Annotated in this window: 20 protein-coding genes; 10 read left to right on the top strand and 10 right to left on the bottom strand. The window is 73.1% G+C overall.

Annotated elements, in window-relative coordinates; genetic code table 11:
* The first annotated feature begins 6 nt into the window (after positions 1–6).
* Positions 7–330: a hypothetical protein gene (locus tag ACPPVX_RS08380; RefSeq protein ID WP_426574437.1), complete on the top strand. Its 324-nt coding sequence runs from the start codon at positions 7–9 to the stop codon at positions 328–330.
* Between the two features lie 117 nt (positions 331–447).
* Here ACPPVX_RS08380 and ACPPVX_RS08375 read toward each other — a convergent pair whose 3' ends face one another.
* The 3 genes from ACPPVX_RS08375 to ACPPVX_RS08365 all read right to left on the bottom strand — a co-directional run bounded on the left by ACPPVX_RS08375 (position 448) and on the right by ACPPVX_RS08365 (position 4,172).
* Entirely contained in the window at positions 448–1,707 is a 1,260-nt protein-coding gene (locus ACPPVX_RS08375; protein WP_426574436.1) for an acyl-CoA dehydrogenase family protein, read from the bottom strand.
* Entirely contained in the window at positions 1,704–2,834 is a 1,131-nt protein-coding gene (locus ACPPVX_RS08370) for an acyl-CoA dehydrogenase family protein (RefSeq protein WP_426574435.1), read from the bottom strand. The genes ACPPVX_RS08375 and ACPPVX_RS08370 overlap by 4 nt, the downstream gene beginning before the upstream one ends.
* 114 nt (positions 2,835–2,948) lie before the next feature.
* Positions 2,949–4,172 (bottom strand): cytochrome P450, encoded by a 1,224-nt coding sequence (locus ACPPVX_RS08365; RefSeq protein ID WP_426574434.1) that lies wholly within the window; start codon positions 4,170–4,172, stop codon positions 2,949–2,951.
* Between the two features lie 158 nt (positions 4,173–4,330).
* Between ACPPVX_RS08365 and ACPPVX_RS08360 the strand changes: the two genes are divergently transcribed.
* Entirely contained in the window at positions 4,331–4,981 is a 651-nt protein-coding gene (locus tag ACPPVX_RS08360) for a TetR/AcrR family transcriptional regulator (RefSeq protein ID WP_426574433.1), read from the top strand.
* Positions 4,982–5,048: 67 nt separating this feature from the next.
* On the opposite strand, the gene ACPPVX_RS08355 is transcribed toward ACPPVX_RS08360, so the two are convergent.
* Positions 5,049–5,528 (bottom strand): nucleoside deaminase, encoded by a 480-nt coding sequence (locus tag ACPPVX_RS08355; RefSeq protein WP_426574431.1) that lies wholly within the window; start codon positions 5,526–5,528, stop codon positions 5,049–5,051.
* A 76-nt stretch (positions 5,529–5,604) separates the two neighbouring features.
* On the opposite strand from ACPPVX_RS08355, the gene ACPPVX_RS08350 reads away from it, so the two are divergent.
* From ACPPVX_RS08350 to ACPPVX_RS08325, 6 genes are all read left to right on the top strand, one after another.
* Positions 5,605–6,111: a PPOX class F420-dependent oxidoreductase gene (locus ACPPVX_RS08350; protein ID WP_426574430.1), complete on the top strand. Its 507-nt coding sequence runs from the start codon at positions 5,605–5,607 to the stop codon at positions 6,109–6,111.
* Positions 6,112–6,218: 107 nt separating this feature from the next.
* Positions 6,219–7,730 (top strand): alpha/beta hydrolase domain-containing protein, encoded by a 1,512-nt coding sequence (locus ACPPVX_RS08345; RefSeq protein WP_426574429.1) that lies wholly within the window; start codon positions 6,219–6,221, stop codon positions 7,728–7,730.
* Between the two features lie 14 nt (positions 7,731–7,744).
* Positions 7,745–8,173, top strand: coding sequence for a Zn-ribbon domain-containing OB-fold protein (locus ACPPVX_RS08340; protein WP_426574428.1), 429 nt, complete (start codon positions 7,745–7,747; stop codon positions 8,171–8,173).
* Positions 8,166–9,368 carry a thiolase family protein gene (locus ACPPVX_RS08335; RefSeq protein WP_426574427.1) on the top strand — a complete coding sequence of 401 codons (1,203 nt, stop codon included), beginning with the start codon at positions 8,166–8,168 and terminating at the stop codon, positions 9,366–9,368. Before ACPPVX_RS08340 ends, ACPPVX_RS08335 begins: the two co-directional genes overlap by 8 nt.
* A gap of 96 nt (positions 9,369–9,464) precedes the next feature.
* Positions 9,465–9,683: a hypothetical protein gene (locus ACPPVX_RS08330; RefSeq protein WP_426574426.1), complete on the top strand. Its 219-nt coding sequence runs from the start codon at positions 9,465–9,467 to the stop codon at positions 9,681–9,683.
* 42 nt (positions 9,684–9,725) lie between these two features.
* Positions 9,726–10,739, top strand: a complete 1,014-nt coding sequence (locus ACPPVX_RS08325) for an enoyl-CoA hydratase/isomerase family protein (protein ID WP_426574425.1) — start codon at positions 9,726–9,728, stop codon at positions 10,737–10,739.
* 121 nt (positions 10,740–10,860) lie between these two features.
* Here ACPPVX_RS08325 and ACPPVX_RS08320 read toward each other — a convergent pair whose 3' ends face one another.
* Positions 10,861–12,225, bottom strand: a complete 1,365-nt coding sequence (locus ACPPVX_RS08320; RefSeq protein WP_426574424.1) for an amidohydrolase family protein — start codon at positions 12,223–12,225, stop codon at positions 10,861–10,863.
* Positions 12,222–13,433: a CoA transferase gene (locus ACPPVX_RS08315; protein WP_426574423.1), complete on the bottom strand. Its 1,212-nt coding sequence runs from the start codon at positions 13,431–13,433 to the stop codon at positions 12,222–12,224. Before ACPPVX_RS08315 ends, ACPPVX_RS08320 begins: the two co-directional genes overlap by 4 nt.
* Positions 13,434–13,666: 233 nt before the next feature.
* Between ACPPVX_RS08315 and ACPPVX_RS08310 the strand changes: the two genes are divergently transcribed.
* Positions 13,667–14,629 carry a quinone oxidoreductase family protein gene (locus tag ACPPVX_RS08310; protein ID WP_426574422.1) on the top strand — a complete coding sequence of 321 codons (963 nt, stop codon included), beginning with the start codon at positions 13,667–13,669 and terminating at the stop codon, positions 14,627–14,629.
* A 142-nt stretch (positions 14,630–14,771) separates the two neighbouring features.
* On the opposite strand, the gene ACPPVX_RS08305 is transcribed toward ACPPVX_RS08310, so the two are convergent.
* A complete protein-coding gene (locus ACPPVX_RS08305; RefSeq protein WP_426574421.1) occupies positions 14,772–15,494 on the bottom strand; it encodes a flavodoxin family protein in 723 nt (240 codons plus the stop codon).
* 68 nt (positions 15,495–15,562) lie between these two features.
* Positions 15,563–16,741, bottom strand: coding sequence for a sulfotransferase family protein (locus ACPPVX_RS08300; protein WP_426574420.1), 1,179 nt, complete (start codon positions 16,739–16,741; stop codon positions 15,563–15,565).
* Positions 16,742–16,847: 106 nt separating this feature from the next.
* Between ACPPVX_RS08300 and ACPPVX_RS08295 the strand changes: the two genes are divergently transcribed.
* On the top strand, positions 16,848–17,921 hold the full coding sequence (locus ACPPVX_RS08295) for a quinone oxidoreductase family protein (RefSeq protein WP_426574419.1): 1,074 nt from the start codon (positions 16,848–16,850) through the stop codon (positions 17,919–17,921).
* Between the two features lie 15 nt (positions 17,922–17,936).
* Here the strand turns inward: ACPPVX_RS08295 and ACPPVX_RS08290 are convergent, their stop codons facing one another.
* The gene (locus ACPPVX_RS08290) at positions 17,937–18,482 is read right to left on the bottom strand and encodes a mycothiol transferase (RefSeq protein ID WP_426574418.1); all 546 of its coding nucleotides are present in this window, start codon (positions 18,480–18,482) and stop codon (positions 17,937–17,939) included.
* 43 nt (positions 18,483–18,525) lie between these two features.
* Positions 18,526–19,347: a hypothetical protein gene (locus tag ACPPVX_RS08285; protein ID WP_426574417.1), complete on the bottom strand. Its 822-nt coding sequence runs from the start codon at positions 19,345–19,347 to the stop codon at positions 18,526–18,528.
* Positions 19,348–19,554 lie beyond the last annotated feature (207 nt).

Genomic DNA, 19,554 nt, shown 5'->3' with positions numbered 1-19,554 from the left:
CCGCTGATGGCGAGGGGCATCTTCTCGGTCGAGTCGATGCCGGCGTCGCCGGACCGGCTCGACGAGTTCCACGCCTGGTACGACCAGGTCCACATCCCGCAGATCCTCGCCATGGACGGCTTCGTGTCGGCGCGCCGGTTCGCCCCGGTCGACGGCACGGGCCCGTTCGTGGCCATCTACGAGCTCGAGGCCGACGATCTCCAGGCCGCGCTCGACGGCTTCCGCGCCGCCTCGCGCCGCGGCGAGACCGACCGCTCCGACGTGGTCCAGACCGACCCCCCGCCCCGGGTCCGCCTGCTCGCCGAGATCGCCACCACCCACCCCGAGTAGCGCACCGACCCGCACCCCGCCCCCCGACTGCACGAACGTTCTGTGATCAGCCGGGGCTCTCCCCGGGCCATCACAGAACGTTCGTTGGATCGGCAGGGGAGGGGTGGGGTGGTGGGGTCAGTGGGGGGCGACTCGGGGGACGTCGCGGAAGGGGACGTCCTTGTCGAGGGTGCGCTCGCGGGGCATGCCGAGGACGCGCTCGCTGATCACGTTGGCGGCCATCTCGGTGGTGCCGCCGCCGATGCAGCTGATCTGGCGCATGAGGTAGTCGTTGCCGACCTCGACCAGATCGTCGTCGTCATCGATCCACGCCGCGCCGGTGGCCCCGGCCAGGTCGAAGGCGATCGTGGTCTTGCGCACCATGGCGCGCCCCGCGAACAGGCGGATGACGGCGGAGGACTGATCCGACATCGTGCGGGTCATGATCCCCTTGCCCACCCGCCGCTTGAGGGCGTCGCCCACCAGCTCGAGCATCTGGGCCTCGCCGACCAGGTCCTGGGCGCGAGGGTCGTCGGTGCGGCCGGCCTTGGCGGCGATGGCGTGCACCGGGGTGGAGGCGCCCTCGGTGCCGGTGTTGCCGACGGGCACGGTGACGAACGGCGAGTTCTTGCCCATCCGCTCGTGGACCATCCAGCGGGTGCCCACGGTCCAGCCCTGGTCGACCTCGCCCACCCGGTCGGCATCGGGGACGCGCACGTCGGACAGGAACTCCTGGCAGAACTCCTTCGATCCGTTGAGCATCTCGATGCGGTGGACCTCGATGCCCTCCCGGTCGATCGGCAGGAGGAACACGGTGAGGCCGCGGTGCTTGGGCACGTCCCAGTTGGTGCGCGCCAGGCAGAGGCCCCAGTCGGACCACCAGGCGCCGGTGGTCCAGACCTTCGACCCGTTGAGCACCCACTCGTCGCCGTCGCGCACCGCGGTGGTGAGGGCGGCGGCCACGTCGGAGCCGCCGGAGGGCTCGGACAGGAACTGCATCCAGATCTCGTCGCCCTTCAAGATGGCGGGGACGTGGCGGAGCTTCTGCTCCTCGCTGCCGAACTCGAGCAGCACGGCGAGGATCGGGGCGAACGTGGGCGACTGGAACCGCTCGGGGTACTCGCGGTCGCTCAGCTCCTCGTTCAGCACCCGCTGGTGGGCGGGGCTCAGCCCCTGGCCCCCGTAGGTGGTGGGGACGCAGATGCCGGCCAGGTCGGCGTCGAACAGCATCCGCTGCACCTCGCGCTCGCGCGCCACCTCGGCCAGCTCCTCCTCGTCGGTGCGCGCGTTGCGCAGCAAGCCGACGGTGAGGCGCCGCTTGGCGGGCCGGAGGTTGGCGGTGGCGAAGGCCCGGGCGCGGGCCCGGAAGGCGTCGAGGTCTTCCATCTCGGTGCTCATGATGCGGCCTCCGGTGCGGTGAGGACGGCGAGTCTCCGCCGGTGCTCGGTGGGGGTCCCGTAGAGCGCCCGGTCGACGGTCAGCCGTCGGAGGAACAGGTGCAGGTCGTGCTCGAACGTGACGCCGATGCCGCCGTGCAGCTGCACGCACTCCTGCAGGAGCTCGCCACCCTGTTCGCCGATGTACGCCTTGGCGGCGCTGGTGAGCTTGGCGGCGTCGGGGCTGCCCGCCGCCACGGCTGCGGCCGACTCGTCGCTGATGGCGTGGCTGGCCTCGAGCCACGTCTTCATGTCGGCGAAGCGGTGCTTGAGCGCCTGGTACGACGCGAGCGGCCGGCCGAACGAGTAGCGGTCGAACGACCACTCGACGGTCATGTCGAACGCGGCCTGCATGGCTCCCACCGCCTCGGCGTCGGCGATCACGAGGGCGTGGAGCAGCTGGCGCTCGACGTCGTCGTCGGCCGTGCCCACCTCGCCGAGGACCGCCGCGGCGGGCACCCGCACGCCGTCGAACGCCACCACGCTGAAGCGCCGGGTGAGGTCGACGCCGCGCATCGGCGTGATGGTCACGCCGGGAGCATCGGTGGGGATCACCACCTGGGTGAGGCCGTTGCCGGTGCGGCCGGTGACGAGCAGGTGGGTGGCCTCGGCGGCCGACTCGACCGGGCGCTTCACGCCGTCGAGCACCACCTCGTCGCCGTCGGCGCGGATCTGCAGGTTGACCTCGCCCAGGCCGTCGTGCGGCGGGCCCTCGGCCAGGCACCACGATGCCACGGAGGTGCCGGCCACCAGGCTGGCGAGGAGCTCGGGCTGGTCGCCCGCTGCGCTCAGCGCGCCGGCGACCACGTTGGTGGACAGCAGCGGGCCGGGGGCGGCGCGGCGGCCGAACTCGTAGGCGATCACGGTGAGGTCGAGCAGGCCGTCGCCCGAGATCGACCCGCCGCCGTGGTCCTCGTGGACCAGCAGCGAGGTCCATCCCAGGTCGGCGCCGCGCTGCCAGTACGTGGGGTCGAACCCGGCCGGCTCGTCGCGGAGCCGGCGCAGCTCGCCGACCGGCGCCAGCTCGTCGAGGAACTTGATGGTGGTGTCGCGGAAGAACTCCTGGTCCGCGCTCAGCTCCAGCAGCATCGGCTGCCCAACCTTCCTGGTGTGCGGCGGGGGGCGAGGGATCGGACCCGCCCTCGGAGCGTCGACCCTACACGGTGCAAGTGAGCGAACACTCGCTCAACTTGGGGCCGGTGGTCACGCCTCGCGGGGCCCTGGGGTGAAGGCGATCGGGACCCGCACCGGCGCCCGGTTGTACATCGAGTGGAAGGGGATCGGCGCGGCGTCGTCCTGGAGCCGGAGGTCCGGCATGCGCCGCAGCACCTCGGTGAGGGCGATGCGCAGGTTCATGCGGGCGAGGTGCGATCCGGCGCAGCGGTGGGGCCCGGCGCCGAACGCCACGTGGCGGTTGCTCGTGCGGGTCAGGTCGAACTCGTCGGGCGTGGAGAACTCGCCGTCGTCGCGGTTGGCCGACACCCACGACAGGAGGACCTTGTCGCCCTGCTTGATCTGCTGGCCGCCCACCACGGCGTCGCGCCGCGCCGTGCGGCCGATGAAGATGAACGGGCCGTCGAGGCGGAGCAGCTCCTCGACCGCGGCGGTCACCTGGTCGGGCCGGGTGCGGAGCAGATCGACGATCGCCGGCTCGTGGCAGAGCCGGATCATCATCTGGCCGAGGGCGCCGGCCGTGGTGTCGAGGCCACCGAAGAGCAGGAGCTGGAGCATCCCCACCACCTCGAGGTCGGTGATGGGCCGGCCCTCGATCTCGGCCCCGAGGATGGCGTCGACCACGTCGCCCTGCGGCTCCTGCTCGCGGCGCTGCGCGGCGAATGCGCCGATCCACCGCAGCATCACCCCGCGCGCTTCGCGGCCCTCGGCCGTGGTGGGGACGGAGGCGACCGTGGCCAGGCGGTTCACCTCGGCCAGCTCCTCGCTGGGGGCGTGCAGGAAGCGCTCGAAGAACACCAGGCCGGGCAGGGGCCGGGCGAAGTCGTCCATGAAGTCGCAGGAGCCCGCCTCGATGACCTCGTCGATGAGCCCGTTGACCAGGTCTCGGGTGGCGTCCTCGTGCTCGAGCACCGCCTGCGGCGTGAAGAAGGCGTTGATCAGCCGCTTGTACTCGCGGTGCAGCGGAGGATCGACCATCTCCGGGATGGCCGGGATCGGTGACGGGCCGCCGGGGATGGTGATGCCGTCCTCGGAGCTGAAGCTCTCCCAGTCCTGCGCCACGCGTACCACGTCGGCGTGCTTGGTGACGATCCAGAAGCCGCCGTGCTCGCTGCTGTGCGCCACCGGGCAGTGCTCGCGCATCTGGGCCAGCGTGGGCTGGAGCTGATCGACCAGCTCCGGGGCGAGGTGGTCGAAGCGGTGCGTGCACCACTCGGCCGTGAGGACCTCGCCGTCCGTTGCCCCTGCCTCCATGCACCCAGCTCCTTCGCTCCGCGATCCGTGCGCCCGATCCTGCCCAAAACAGGTGAGCGATCACTCTCTATCGTAGCCGTGCATGGTCGGGGGCCCCGTCCTCCGGCCAGTAGGTTCGTGGCGCACCGATCCACGAGGCAGGAGGGAGGCGGGTGCAGGTGACCACTCCTTCGCTGGAGACCGATCGGCCGAGCGGCCCCCGCTCCCGCAAGGGCGAGCGCACGCGCGCCCGGATCGTCGACGCCGCCAAGCTGGTGTTCGAGGAGACCGGGTTCCTCGATGCGCGGATCTCCGACATCGTCGAGCGCGCCGAGCTCTCGCACGGGTCCTTCTACCACTACTTCGATTCCAAGGAAGACGTGTTCCTCGAGGTGGCGGCCGCCCAGGAGGTGCGGTTCAGCCGCGACTCCATCCTCGAGAGCGGGCTGCTCGACGAGGCCACCGGGGCCACGATGGGCGACCGCCTCCGCACCTCGCTGCGCCTCTTCCTCCAGGAGTACCGCGCCGAGGCCCGCATCATGGGCGTGATCGAGCAGGTGTCGCGCTACCACGAGCCCGTGCGCGCCATCCGCCAGGCCCGCACGCAGGCCTACCTCCGCCAGGCGGAAGAGGCCATCAGCGAGCTCCAGCGCCTCGGCCTGGCCGACCCCGAGCTCGACCCCGCCATCGTCGCCTCGGCGCTGACGTCGATGATCACCCGGTTCTCCGAGATGTGGCTGGCGCAGGGCATGCTCGACTGCGACTTCGACCACGGCGTCGAGCAGCTGGCCCGCCTGTCGACCAACGCCCTCCGGCTGCGCGAGCCGTAGCGGCCGAGCCGTCGCGCCCCCGTCCCGCCCGGCCCCGCCGCTCGTGCGGCAAGCGGTCAGCACCAGGTCAGTAGTGCAGGTCCGAGGCGTGCTCGGAGAACCAGCGCCACGCCACCAGGGCCCGGTCGCGGCCGACCTGGGTGTGGGGCAGCTGCCGCTCGGGGAGCGGGCGGATGATGTCGTCCCAGAACGCGTCGTCGTCGAAGCGGCCCCACTCGAGCGCGTCGGCGCGCGACGAGGCGTAGACCACGCGGTCGACGCGGGCCCACAGCGCCGCCCCGGCGCACATCGGGCAGGGCTCGCAGCTGGCGTAGAGGGTGGTGCCGTCGAGGTGCGGCGAACCGAGGGCCCGTGACGCGTCGCGGATGGCGTTGACCTCGGCGTGGGCGGTGGGGTCGTGGGTGGCCAGGACCGAGTTGTGGCCCTGGCCGATCACCTCGCCGCCGCGTGCGACCACCGAGCCGAACGGGCCGCCGGCGCCCGCTTCGGCACCCTGGCGTCCCAGGTCGACCGCCAGCTGGATCATCTGCTCGTCGACGTCGTCCATCGCGGCACGCTACGAGACCCGTGACCTGCCTCCGGACGGGTGTGGGAACCTCGGGTCACCCGACGAGGAGGCACCCATGGCGAGCGCACCGAAGAAGCTGCCCAAGGACGACCCGCGATCGGCGCACCGGTCGAGCAACGTCACCGTCGACCTCGACGGGCTGGCGGCGCACCTGGAGGGGAAGAACCACTGGGTCCTCGCCACCACCCGCACCGATGGGCGGCCCCAGATGAGCTTCGTCACCGGTGGGATGACCGCCGGCCGCAAGCTGGCGATCTCCACCTACCCCGAGCGGGTGAAGGCCGTGAACGCCCGCCGGAACCCGCTGGTCTCGGTGGCGGTGATGGGCGACTCGTTCAACAGCTCGTGGGTGCAGGTCGACGGCGTGGCCGAGGTGCTCGACCTGCCCGAGGCCGGCGACGCGTTCGTGGAGTACTACCGCTGCATCTCGGGCGAGCACCCAGACTGGGACGAGTACCGCCAGGCCATGGCCGACCAGGGCAAGTGCATGATCGTGATCGATCCCACCCGTTGGAGCCCGATCAGCACCGGTGGGTTCCCGCCGTCGCTCTTCGAGGACTGATCCACCCCGACGGTGCCCCGCCCGTCGGGAGGGTGCCCAGCAGAGAACGTGGTTCTCGTTTATCGTCACCCCTCGTGATCCAATCGGGAGGGCATCGATCCGGACGGGTGGGCAGGTCAGGGGCGCTGGTCCCGGTGCTGCTCGCCCTGGTCGTGGGGGCGGTCGCCTGCTCATCGAGCGCCGGCGACGGGGCGAGCCACCCCGACGCCAGCACCACCGCGATCAAGACCACCACCACGGTCGACCGGCCCGCGGGCCCCGCGGCCGACCTGGCCGACGAGCTCACCGGCGGCAAGGGCGCGTTCATCGGCTCCTCGACGCCCGACGAGCACATCCCCGGCTACGTGGAGCACGAGTACGCGGCCAGCGGCACGGCCACCTCGTACCAGGTCGACGGCGAGCAGGGCCGCGACGGCCGCTGGGCGTTCTCGCCCGCCGGCTCGGCCGGCTACCGCACGAGGATCCTGGTGCGCCGCCCGCAGGACCCGGCCGACTTCAGCGGGACGGTCGTGGTCGAGTGGCTGAACGTCAGCGGCGGCGTGGACGCCGGCGCCGAGTGGATGTCGGTCCACGAGGAGCTGGTGCGCAACGGCGACATCTGGGTCGGTGTGTCCGCCCAGCAGCTCGGCGTGGTCGGCGGGCCGATCCTGGTGGCGGCACCCGGCGGCGAGGGCGTCGCCGGCATGGGGCTGAAGAAGATCGACCCCGTCCGGTACGGCACGCTCGAGCACCCCGGCGACGGCTACTCGTTCGACATCTTCACGCAGGTCGCCCGAGGCCTCCGCGAGGGCGGCGATCCCGTGGGCGGGGTCGTGCCGCAGCGGGTGCTGGCGGTGGGTGAGTCGCAGTCGGCCTACGCCCTGACCACCTACGCCAACGGCGTGCAGCCGTTGACCAAGGAGTTCGACGGGTTCCTCCTCCACAGCCGCGGCGCCTCCGGGCTCCCGGTCGTCGGCGACGGCAAGAGCGCCGACCTGGCGACGGCGCTGGGCAACGCCAACCCCACCATCATCCGCACCGACCTGGGCGTGCCGGTGATGGACCTCCAGGCCGAGAGCGACCTGACCTCGCCGCTGAACTCGCTGGCCGCCCGCCAGCCCGACAGCGACACCTTCCGGCTCTGGGAGGTGGCGGGCACCGCCCACGCCGACAAGCACACCCTGGGCGAGAGCACGGCCAGCCAGCTCGACTGCGGCGTGCCGATCAACGACGGCCCGCTCCACCTCGTGTCGAAGGCCGCGCTGCGCGCCCTCGACACCTGGGTGGAGGACGGCGACCTGCCGCCCACGGCTCCCCGCATCGAGGTCACCGGCGGCGAGGCCCCCGCCGTGGTCCGCGACCGCGACGGCATCGCCGAGGGCGGCATCCGCACGCCTCTCGTGGACGTCCCCACCGCCACGCTGTCGGGCGTCGCCGGCCCCAAGCCCTCGACCCTCTGCCTCCTCCTCGGGTCCACCACGCCGTTCACCCCCGAGCGGATCGCCGAGCTCTACGCAACCCCCGCCGAGTACACCGAGAAGTTCGGGGCCTCGGCCGACAAGACCATCGCAGCCGGCTTCGTGCTGGCAGACGACAAGCCGGCGCTGCTCGCCTACGCCGACCCGTCTGCCGTCGGCTGAACAGGAAGGAACCCATGACCGACCAGATCCCCCTCGTCGACTACCTGGTGCTCGGCGACGACCCGCACCTGGTGGCCAACCGCTGCACCAGCTGCGGCGCCGAGTTCTTCGGGCGCCGCAACGCGTGCGCCTCGTGCTCGGGCCTCGAGTTCGAGAAGGCGCCGATCCCCACCGACGGCACCCTGCGCGCCTTCACCATCGTGGCCTTCGCGGCACCGGGCATCACCGTGCCGTTCGTCGCCGGCGTCGTCGACTGCGGTGCCACCCGGGTGCGCGGCAACATCGTCAACGTCGACCCCGACCCCGAGCACGTCACGCTCGGGATGCCGGTCCGGCTGACCACCTACGTGATCGGCACCGACGAGGCCGGCACCGAAGCCATCGGCTTCGGCTTCGAGCCGGCCGACCCCTCTGCGAACGGAAAGGCCGCGAGCCATGAGTGAAGACCTGTGGATCCTCGGGATCCAGATGACCAAGTTCGGCAAGCACCTCGACAAGGACGTTGTCGACCTCGCCTCGGAGGCGGCGCTCGGCGCGCTCGCCGACGGCGGCGTGACCATGGCCGACATCGGCGTGCTGGCCGCCGGCAACCTCATGAAGGCCGGCGAAGGCGTGGGCCAACAGGTCCAGAAGCAGATCGGCCAGACCGGCATCCCCGTCTACAACGTGGCCAACGCCTGCGCCACGGGCGCCACCGCCCTGCGCGTGGCCGCCATGGCCATCCGCGCCGGTGAGACCGACATGGCCATGGCGTTCGGCGTCGAGAAGCTGGCGGGCGCCGGTCTGCTCACCGGCAACTCGGCCCAGAAGACGTCGGAGACCTGGGAGCCGAAGGGCCGCCTGGGCGCCGTCGCTCCGCTCGACGGCCGGATCGGGACCGACATCATGCCGGGCGTGTTCGCCCAGATCGGCATGGAGTACGGCCACAAGTACGGCGGCACGTCGTTCGAGCTGTTCGCCCGCATCTCGCAGAAGAACCACGCCCACTCCACGCTCAACCCCAAGGCGGCGTACCAGAAGGCGTTCACGCTCGAGGAGATCATGAACGACTTCATGATCGCCTACCCCAACACCCGGCCCATGTGCTCGGCCAACACCGACGGCGCCGCCGCGGTGGTGCTGGTGAGCGACAGCAAGCTCAAGACGCTCTCGCTCGAGCAGCAGCGCCGGGCCATCAAGGTCTCGGCGTCGGTGCTCACGAGCGATCCGTGGGAGCCGGGCTGCGAGGCCCTGTTCGACGTGAACACGCTCACCCGGAACGCGGCGAAGCAGGCCTACGAGCAGGCCGGCGTCGGGCCCGACGACCTCGATCTGGTGGAGCTGCACGACTGCTTCGCCACGGCCGAGCTGGTCCACTACGACAACCTCATGCTGTGCGAGGAGGGCGGGGCGGTCGACTTCTTCGAGTCGGGCGCCACCACCCGCGACGGCGCCACGCCGGTCAACGTGTCGGGCGGCCTGGAGTCGAAGGGCCACCCCATCGCCGCCACCGGCATCGCCAACGTCTACGAGGTGGCGGTGCAGCTGCGCGGCGAGGCCGGTCAGCGCCAGATCGCCGACGCCAAGGTGGGCATGACCCACGTGATCGGGCTCGGCTCGGCCTGCGGCATCCACATCCTGGAGAAGGCCGCGGTCTGACGGTCTGCCTCCGCCGGCACGGCGGGGCGGGCGACCGTAGGATGACGAGCCGAGGGTCAGGGGACCCTCGGCAGACGTGGGGCAAGGGGGTCGGCCGTGGCCGACGAGCGCTACTTCGAACTCGAGTGGGCCCGGCTCGTGCGCGAGCTGGAGCGCCCCGACCCGCCCGAGACGGGGGCGCGGGCGTTCGTGCGGCGGTCGCTGCTCGCGATGGTGGGAGCCTTCGCCAGCGCCTCGTACTGCTCAGCGGCGATGGGCGCGATGCCCGATCCCACGGGCGGGCGGCCGGCCGCCGCGCCGTCCCCCGCTCCGTAGGCGCCGTTGGTGCCGGCCGGACGGGCCGGGCAAGCTCGCGAGGTGACCGACGCTCCGGCCCGCACCACGCTCACCGGCGACGAGCTGGTCGACCTGCTCGCGGGCCCGTTGGCCGGCCGGCCCGATGTGGGCTCGGTGATGATCGTCGACGGCGTGCCCACCGGCCGGCGCGACGAGCTGGCCCGGGCCGGCGCCCGGCTCGCCACCCTGCCGTGGCTCGTGCTCGCCCGGCACGGCTGGGACGGTGCCGCCGCGGGCGCGCTGGGCCTGGTCGACGCGATCGTGGACGACCCCGACGACCTGGCCGCCATCGACGAGACGGTCGACCGGGCGCCCATCGCGTCGGTCGCGCTCGCGTTGCACCTGCGCTCGCGCTGGCCCTCGATCGCCGACGGCCTGGTCTCCGAGTCCACCCTGTACTCCGCCCTCCAGGCCGGTCCCGAGTTCGCCCGCTGGCGCGCCGAGACCCCCCGCCGCACCGACCGGGTGCCGGGCGGGCCCGCCGTGCGGATCGAGCGCACCGGCGACGAGCTGCACATCGAGCTGACCCGGCCCGAGGTGCGCAACGCCCTCAGCGCCCAGCTCCGCGACGAGCTGCTCGAGGCGCTCGCGGTGGCCGAGGCCGATGAGGCACTGCACGTGACCCTCACCGGGCAGGGGCCCTCGTTCTGCTCCGGCGGCGACCTCGACGAGTTCGGCACGTTCGCCGACCCGGCCAGCGCCCACCTCCTGCGCGTCGAGCGCAGCATCGGCGCGGTGCTGGCTCGCCTCGCCGATCGGCTCACCGTCCGGATGCAGGGCGCCTGCGCCGGCTCCGGCATCGAACTGCCGGCGTTCGCCGGCACGGTGATCGCCGACCCCGGCACCACGTTCCGCCTGCCCGAGCTGGCCCTCGGCTTGGTCCCCGGCGCCGGCGGGACCGTGAGCCTGCCGGCTCGCATCGGCCGCCACGCCACGGCGCACCTGGCCCTCACCGGCACCCCCATCGACGCCCCCACCGCCCTGCGCACAGGCCTGATCGACGAGGTCGCCGAGGTCCCCGCGCCCCCAGCCTGAGCCCTCCCCGTCACCTCAGGTCCCCCGCACACCACCCCCCACCCACGAACGTTCTGTGATCACCTGGCGCTTCCCGGCAGTTCGCACAGAAAGTTCGGGGGGGGGAGTGAGGGGTGGCGGGTCAGGCGGGGAGGGTGCCGGCGATCGGGACGCCGGCTCGGAGCGTGGCGCAGAGGTCGGGGTGGTGGGCGAGGCGGTCCCAGCCGTCATCGAGGATCACCAGGTCGGCGGGCGCGCCCGGGCGCACGGCGCGCGGCGTCGACGGGTCGAGCGGGTCGCCGGTCAGCAGGGCCAGGGCGGTGCGGGGGTCGAGGCCCTCGTCGGGCCCGAGCACGCGGCCCGACGGCGTGCGGCGGTCGACGGCCGCGGCCAGGGTGGTCCACGGGTCGGCGGGCCCGTAGGGCGCATCGGAGCCGGCGGCCACGCGCAGCCCGACGGCCTGGAGGGAGCGGAGGCGGTGCAGGGCCGGTCGCTCGTCGGTCCCGTGGTCGTCGAGGTAGCGGTCGCCCCGGGTGGCGACCAGGCCGGGCTGGACGACGACGGTGGGCGCCGCCTCGACGAGCGCGGGCAACAGGCCCTCGGGCAGGTAGGTGCCGTGCTCGATCCGGTCGCGGTGGTCGAGGCCGGCGGCGAGCGCTAGCACCACCTGCACGTCGGTCACGCAGTGCACGGCGACGGCGCGCCCCGATCGGTGCGCCTGGTCGATGCGGGCGGCGAGGTCATCGAGCGGCGGGAGGCGGTCGTCGTCGAGCAGGACCTTCACCGGCCCGAGCTCGATGCCGGGCGGGCCCGCCACCTCGACGTCGCGCGCCATGCCGACGACGCGCTGGGGAAGCCGGGCGGCGGCCAGCAGGGCCAGCTCGGCGGGACCGTTCTGGGCGCCGGCATCGGTGACCGCGGTGATGCCGCGCCCGGCCAGCCACGCGCCGACACCGGCCAGGTCGGGAGGGGCGTCGTCGAGCCGCTCCCGCAGCCACCCATCGAGGCGGACGAGGACGCCGGTGGGCCGGCCGGCACCATCGCGCTCCACGCCGTCGGGCCACTCGCCAGGGTCTCGGGGGAGGACCTGATCCAGGCCGCGCTGGTCGAGGATCCAGCGGATGCCCGTGCGGTCCTGGATGCGGACGGGCCCGGCGTCGAGCGCGTCGAGGGCGCGGTGGTCGAGCTCGCCGGACCCGGCCACGTCGTAGCCCACCCCGCGGAGCCACCCCTCGGGGCGGCGGGCGCGGGCGGCGCGCAGCGCCCCGGCCAGCCCACCGGCCTCGTCCAGGGCGATGGGGGAGAGGTCGACCGAGGCCCACGATGCGGCCAGACCGAGCAGGTGCACGTGGTGGTCGGCCAGGCCCGGGAGCACCGGCCGACCGCCCAGGTCGATCGCGTGGGCGCCGGTCGGGATCGGTCCGGCGCTGATGCGGCCGTCGACGATCAGGAGGTCGGACTCGGTCCCCGGTCCCGGCGAGGCCCGGCGCAGCAGCAGGGCGCTCACCGCTCGGCCAGCACCGCGTCGGTGTCGGCGCCCAGCTCGGCGGCAGGCCCGGCGGCGATCCGGCCCTCCGGTCGGGCCACGGGCTCGCCGTCGATCGTCCACGGCGGCCCGGCCGCGGCGCGGGCGGTCGCCTGGACCGCGTCGAGCGTGTCGGCGGCCGCGCCGCCGAGCGACGCGTCGATGAACCAGCGTCCGCCGCGGTGCCACGCCGCTCTGGCCGCGGCCGCGGCACGCGCGCCGCCGATCGGGTCGGCGATGGCATCGCCCGCGAACCGCGGCCGCCCGTCGGGGTGCCAGGCCACCAGGCCCGCGGTGGCGGCCACGTCGTCGCCGAAGCCGACCCGGTCGTCGGCCCAGCCGTGGGCCGTGATGGCCACCCAGGTGCGGTCCGTGCCCCCCGCCAGGTAGGCGTCGGGGTCGAGCCCGAGCCGGTGCAGGGCGGTCGCCCGGCCCGAGGTGATCACGATGTCGGCCGCCATCACCAGGGCGAGCAGGCGGGCCTGATCGCCCGCCGCCGCCAGGTCGAGGGCGACGCTGCGCTTGCCCGCGTTGAGCAGGTCGTAGAAGCCCGGGTGGCCGCGGCGGGCCCCGTCGGGTCGACGCTCGTCCTCGACCTTGATCACCTCGGCCCCCAGCAGCTGGAGGCACGACGCGGCGAGGGGCCCCGCCCACAGCGAGGTCAGGTCGACGATGCGCGGGGGCGGCGGCGGCTCGCTGCCCCGGGCCCGACCCGGGCCGCGCTGCTCGGTGGTGAAGGCGCCCGACCCCGCCCCCACGATGCCGGCGGGCACCCCGAGCAGGCGGGTGCGGGCGGCCACCTCCTCCGCGGGCCGCTCGGCGATCAGCTGCGCCACCTCATCCCAGGGGGCGGCCTCGCCCACGTCGGCGGGTCCGCGGGAGAACCGCTCGGGCTCCACCTCGAACACCGCGGGCAGGGCGGCGACGTCGTCGGGTCGGGAGAGGGTGAGCGCCACCCAGCCATCGGCGGCGGGCAGGAGCCGGGTCCCGCCCCCGCACGAGTGCAGCCCGGATCGGGTGAGCCCGCGGATCGCGGCGCGCTCGGCCAGCACCCCGGCGTCGAGGCCGAACGGGCGCAGCGCCCAGCCGATCTGGTCGGCGGCGTTGGCCGCCGGCACGAGCGGCGCCCCATCGGCGTCGCCGGTGAGGGCCATGGCGCCGCACGATGCCCAGCTCGCCGCGCTCGTCACCCCGCCGAGCCTAGGGCTGGGCGCGGTCCGGGCCGCACGGCGAGCGGGTGGTGTCGGCGGGCGTGATCGACGCAATTGCGGCTCGGCATCGCGCACCACCTCGGCTGGGCCGTGGCCGTCATCACTGCGGCCAGGGTCGTCGTCGGCTGAGCCGCGGGCGGTCATCGGGCACGTCTCGGCACTCGGTCCCGGTGCGGTCGTAGCGTGGCGGGGCTGACGATCCAGGGGGACCGATGAAGGCTGCCGTGTACTACGAGACCGGAGCGCCGTCCGTGCTGCGCTACGAGGACGTGCCCGACCCGGAGCTGCACGCCGGCTTCGTGCTGGTGGAGGTGGCCGCCATCAGCATCGAGGGCGGTGACACGCTCAACCGCCTCGGCGGCGACCTGCCCTCGGTGCCCCACATCGTCGGCTACCAGTGCTCCGGGACCATCGTGGCCGTCGGCGACGACGTCACCGATCGCACCGTGGGCCAGCAGGTGGTCTGCTCGATGATGTTCGGCTCGCACGCCGAGCTGGTGTCGGTCCCCTCGTCGTTCACGTGGCCGGTGCCCGAGGGCCTCGACCTGACCGTCGCCGCCTGCATCCCCATCGCCTTCGGCACCGCCGACGACTGCCTCTTCGAGTTCGGCCGCCTCCAGGCCGGCGAGACGGTGCTGATCCAGGCCGGTGGCGGCGGCGTCGGCATCGCGGCGATCCAGCTGGCCAAGCGGGCGGGCGCCACCGTGCTGGCCACGGCGTCGAGCGCCGACAAGCTCGATCGCCTGGCCGCCCTGGGCCTCGACCACGGCATCGACTACCGCACCGACGACTTCGCCGATGTCGCCCGCCAGCTGACCGACGGGCGCGGCGTCGACCTGGTGGTCGACTCGGTGGGCACCACCCTGCAGGGCAGCATCCGCTCGCTCGCCTACCGCGGCCGGATCTCGTACGTGGGCAACGCCGGGCGCGAGCCGCACCGCATCGACCCCGCCCCGCTCATGGGCGGCAACCAGTCGATCCACGGGGTGTTCCTCGGCGCCGAGCTCATCATGGGCCGCCGCGCCTACGACAACATCGAGCGCCTCATCGGCCTGGTCGCCGCCGGCGAGCTGCAGGTGGTGATCGACAGCACCTACCCGCTGGCCGACGCCGCGTCGGCCCACGCCCACCTCGAGGACCGCGGCGCCTTCGGCCGCGTCGTCCTCATCCCCTGACCACCCGCAACCTCTGGTCGATGTTCCCCCTCCCACGGGGAAGATCGACCACAAGATCGGTACGCCCATGTTCTCTGGTCGATGTTCCCCCTCTTGCGGGGAAGATCGACCAGAAGAGGGTGGGGGCGGCGGGGGGAGGGGGTCAGCGGCGGTACTCGGGGTTGTCCCAGCCGAAGCGCTCGCCGGCGTCCCACGCCGTCCGCTGGTTGCCGTAGGCGGTGATGCCGCCGGCGTCCTTGAGCAGCTTGGCCACGTGCAGCAGGTTCCACGTCATGAACGTGGTGTTGCGGTTGGTGAAGTCGTTCTCGGGGCCGCCCGATCCAGGGTCGAGGTACGACGGGCCCGGTCCCGCCTCGCCGATCCACCCGGCGTCGGCCTGCGGGGGGATGACGTAGCCGATGTGCTGCAAGGAGTAGAGGACGTTCTGGGCGCAGTGCTTGATCCCGTCCTCGTTGCCGGTGATCAGGCAGCCGGCGGTGCGGCCGTAGTAGCGGTACTGCCCGTCGTCGTTGAGCAGGTGGGAGCTCCCGTACAGCCGCTCGATGACCTGCTTCATGATCGAGCTGTTGTCGCCCAGCCAGATCGGCCCGGCGAGCACCAAGATGTCGGCGGCCCACACCTGCTCCTGGATGGCGGGCCACTCGTCGGTCGCCCAGCCGTGCTCGGTCATGTCGGGCCACACGCCGGTGGCGATGTCGTGGTCGAGGACGCGGATGCTGGTCGTGGCGACGCCGTGCGCCTCCATGATCTCGGCGCTGGCATCGACGAGGGCCTGGGTGTTGGACACCTCGGGCGATCGCTTGAGGGTGGCGTTGAGGAACAACGCCCGGAGTCCAGAGAAGTCCGGTGCATCGGTGGTGCTCATGACGCGGAACCTACGCCCGCACTCCGCCGCCCGCGCCGGAGTTGATCACTTCGTCACATCTGGAGGGGTCAGACGAGGGCCTCGGTGGCCACGCCGAAGTGGTCCTGGTAGCGCTCGGCGCGCGCTCGCAGGGCACCGGCATCGAGGCCGGTGTCGGCGAAGCGGTACCGGGAGCCGCCGCCTCCGCCGTCGCCGGGGTTGGCGGCCAGGAAGTCGCGCATGCGCTGGGCGGTGAGGTCGTCGAGGTCGCGTCCGAGCGCGACGTAGATCTCGCGCACGGTCTCGATCGGGTCGGCGATGAAGGCCTGGAAGTGCACGTCGACGATGCGCTCGGGCGGGACCACGCCGCGGGCGCGGGCGTCCATGCCCCGATCGAGGCCATCGAAGATGTCCTCGGCGTACTCCCCGGCGATCTCGGTGAGGTCGACGTCGTCGCTCGCCATCTTCCGCAGGTGGGCGGACAGCGCGCTCACCGAGGTGATGACCTTGAGCGGATCGCGGTGGGTCTGCACGATCACGGCGTCGGGGTACTCGGCGGCCAGGGCATCGAGGTGCCAGAGGTGGGCCGGCGACTTGAGCAGCCACTGCGGGGCCGGGTCGCGCGCCTGCAGGTGCTGGAGGAACTGCCGGTGCCAGCGGTAGGCCGGGGCCATGTCGGCGTCGTGGAGCAGCCAGCGGTTGTAGGTGGGCACCCGGTACTGGACGGGGAAGATCATGCTGCGGAAGTCGCCGCCGGTGATCCGCACGCACTCCTGGGCGAGGCGGGCGCCCATCGGGTGGAAGGTGGTGAACCCGGGCATGAGGGCGTCGGCCATCGACAAGATGGCATCGACCTCGTCGATGCGCGGGTCGGTGTCGCGGGTGTCGGTCTCCGGCGGTGGGCATGGCTTGTCGACCTCCCACGTGAGCGGCGCGCGCAGCGCCGGGTCGAGCGCGAGGAGGTCGTAGAGGATGGTCGTGCCGGTGCGGGGCTGGCCGACGATGAAGATCGGGTGGTCGACCGGGCCCTCGGCCACCTCGGGGTGGGCGGCCCGGTACGCGGTGATGCCGAGGCGGGTCGTCAGGTAGTCGGTCACCCCCATGGCCGCCACCTCGACCCCGAGGTCGGAGAGCTGCGCTTCGTTGGCGAGCCCGTCGAGCAGCACGTCGAGCCCCTCCTGCCAGGTCGGTGCTCCGAAGTCGTCGCTGCCGGCGAGCTCGATCGCCTCGGCGGCCAACCGGTCGCGGTCGAACCGTTCGTTGCCCATCTGTTCCCCTGTCTGGAGCGGCCGACGGGTCGGCTGCGTTCCCCTGCCGGCGGAACCTACCGCCGCTATCGTTCGCCTGCCGCGGCCACCAGGGAGGCGAGCGCTGATGACCAGTGATCCGCAGGAGGCGCCGCCCACGATGCGGGCGTGGCGCACCCACCAGTACGGCCCACCGCTCGAGGCGCTCCGCCTCGACACGGTCGAGCTGCCCGTGCCCGGACCAGGTGAGGTGCGGGTCCGCGTGCAGGCCATCCCGCTCAACCTCAACGACCTCGAGCGCATCACCGGCGGCAACATGATGGTCGAGCCCGAGCTGCCCTACAGCCCGGGCATGGAGGTCATGGGCATCGTCGACGCGTGCGGCGACGGCGCCTGGCACTGGATGGGCCGCCGGGTGGTGGCCATGCCCCGGCAGGCCCACGGCGGCTACGCCGAGTACGCGGTGTGCCCGGCGGTGTCGACGTTCGACGTGCCCGACACCATCGCCCTGCCCGACGCGGCCGCGCTCTACTTCCCGTTCCACCTCGCGTGGCTCGGCCTCGTCGATCGGGCCGCGCTCCAGCCCGGCGAGACCGTCCTGATCCACGCGGGTGCGGGAGGATCGGGCAGCGCGGCCATCCAGATCGCCAAGCACCTCGGGGCCCGGGTCATCGCCACCGCGGGCAGCGCCGAGAAGGTGGCCCTGTGCCGGGAGCTGGGCGCCGACGTGGCCATCGACTACACGGTGGACGACTTCGCCGAGGTGGTGCTGGCCGAGACCGGAGGGGCCGGGGTCGAGGTGGTCTTCGACAACGTCGGTGAGGCGGTGCTGGAGGCGTCGATCAAGGCCACCGCCTACAACGGGCGCTACCTCATGATGGGCTTCGCCTCCAACAAGGTGGTGGCCGACGAGCCGTTCATCGTCCCGCGGCGCATCCTGATGGCCAACATCAAGCTGGGCGGCGTGCTGCTGGCCTACGCCACCGACGACATGCGGGCGCTGGTGAAGACGGCGATGGGCTGGAACTTCCTCTCGGGCGACCAGGGCACCGAGATCCAGCGCCGCATCGTCGAGCTGTTCGAGCAGGGTTCGGTGCGCGCCGTGGTGGGCGCCGTGGTCGGGTTCGACCAGATCCCCGAAGCCATCACCGCCATGGCCAACCGCGGCACCACGGGCCGGACCATCGTCCTGCTCGACTGAGCGGCCGGGCGGCGATCAGCGGGGGCGGTGGGCGCGCTCGGCGAGGCCGCGGACGTACGAGGCCTGGCCGAGGTGCTGGAGGCAGTCGCTGGTCACGGACACGAGCCGGGCCGACGCGGTGACCGGCGGGTCCCACGACGCGTCCACCACGCGCGAGAGCTCGTCGTGGTCGACCGAAGCGAGGTAGGCCGACGTGAGGTCGTGCACCGCCTCGTGGTAGCCGCGCAGCAGCAGGGCATCGACGCCGTCGAGGGCGCCGACCTCCTCGCTCGACGCCCCGTAGCCGGTGTCGTCGGGGCCCAGCGCCAGGTCGAACTGCTCGACCCAGCCGCCCGCCTCCCAGACCGCCGGCTCGTGGGCCAGCTCGGCCACGTGGGTGTCCTGCACGCGGGTCAGGTGCCAGATCAGCCAGGCCACGGTGTTGGCGTCGGCATCGGCCCGGAAGCAGAGCACCGAGCGGTCGGCCCCCTCGGTGACCCGGCCCACCAGCTGGTGGATCCGGCCGAAGGCATCGGTCAGCAGCTCGCGCGCGGCGGCGTCAGGTCCTCGATCGGGGTCCATGGAAGACACCTACCCGCCGTGCCGGATCGTCAACCACCAGGGGTCAGGTGGCCTCGAGGGCGCGGCTCGTGAGGTCGGTGGTGATGTAGGCGGTGCGGTCGCGGGTCCAGGCCTGTCCCGACTGGGCGTCGTACGCGGTGGGCAGGTGCACGCCTTCGGGGACGACGGCGTGCATGCCGGCCTGGGTGGCGGTGGAGGCGCAGCGCACGGCGTGATCGGCGAAGCACACGACCCCGACGGTGCCGAGGGGCTTCCCTGCGGCGGACGCGTCGGCGACCGCCTGCTCGGCGACGCCCGCGGTGCTCAGGTACGTGGTGGCGCCGTCGGCCGCCACCTTCGGTTCGATCGAGGTCACGCCGGCGACGCCGCGGTCCGCCAGGATGTGGGCCACCTCCCACTGGGCGTAGACGGGGACCGGGTGGTCGGCGACGAACGCGGCCGTGGCATCGGCGAGGGCCTCGTTGGTGGGCCCGGCGGTGGTGGTGCCGTCGGCGGCCACCCGGTTGCCGAACGAGAAGACCACGACGCTGTCGACGGAGTCGTCGGGCGCTCGCTCGGGCCGGTACCGGAGCACGGCGCTGGTGGCGACCTCGGCCATCGGGACCTTGGTCTCCAGCGCCTTCAGCGTGTCGGGAGCCAGCCCGGCCACGACCGCCGTGGCCTGGGCCGGGTCGCCGAGCTCGTCGGCCAGCCGGAGCGACACCGCCTCGGCGTACGTCTGCGGGGCGGTGGTGGTGGTCTTCGGGGCCGCCGTGGTGGGTGCGGTGGTGCCGGCAGCATCGGACCCCGAGCTGCTGCACCCGGCGAGCGCGAGGAGGGCGACCACGGCGACGAGGGTGGTGGCAGCAGGGCGGTGGGGGCGCATGGAGCCGAACGTACCGGCCCGGCACGGGGGGCGACGGTTGCCGTGGAGGCGGGCCGGGTACCGTCGTCGGCGAGACGCACCACCTCACCCGGGCGATGCCCGAGACGTCTACGGGTCGCTGTCGCGATCCGGACGGCTCGAGCGGGTGGGGCACCCGACCCACCCGAGGCGGCCCGTGGTACCGATGTCCGAGATGGCCAGGCGCAG

The organism is Aquihabitans sp. McL0605, from assembly GCF_049993875.1.
Lineage (GTDB): Bacteria > Actinomycetota > Acidimicrobiia > Acidimicrobiales > Iamiaceae > Aquihabitans.
Note: the sequence above shows the minus strand (reverse complement) of the source record. Positions and strands in the feature narration are given on the sequence as shown.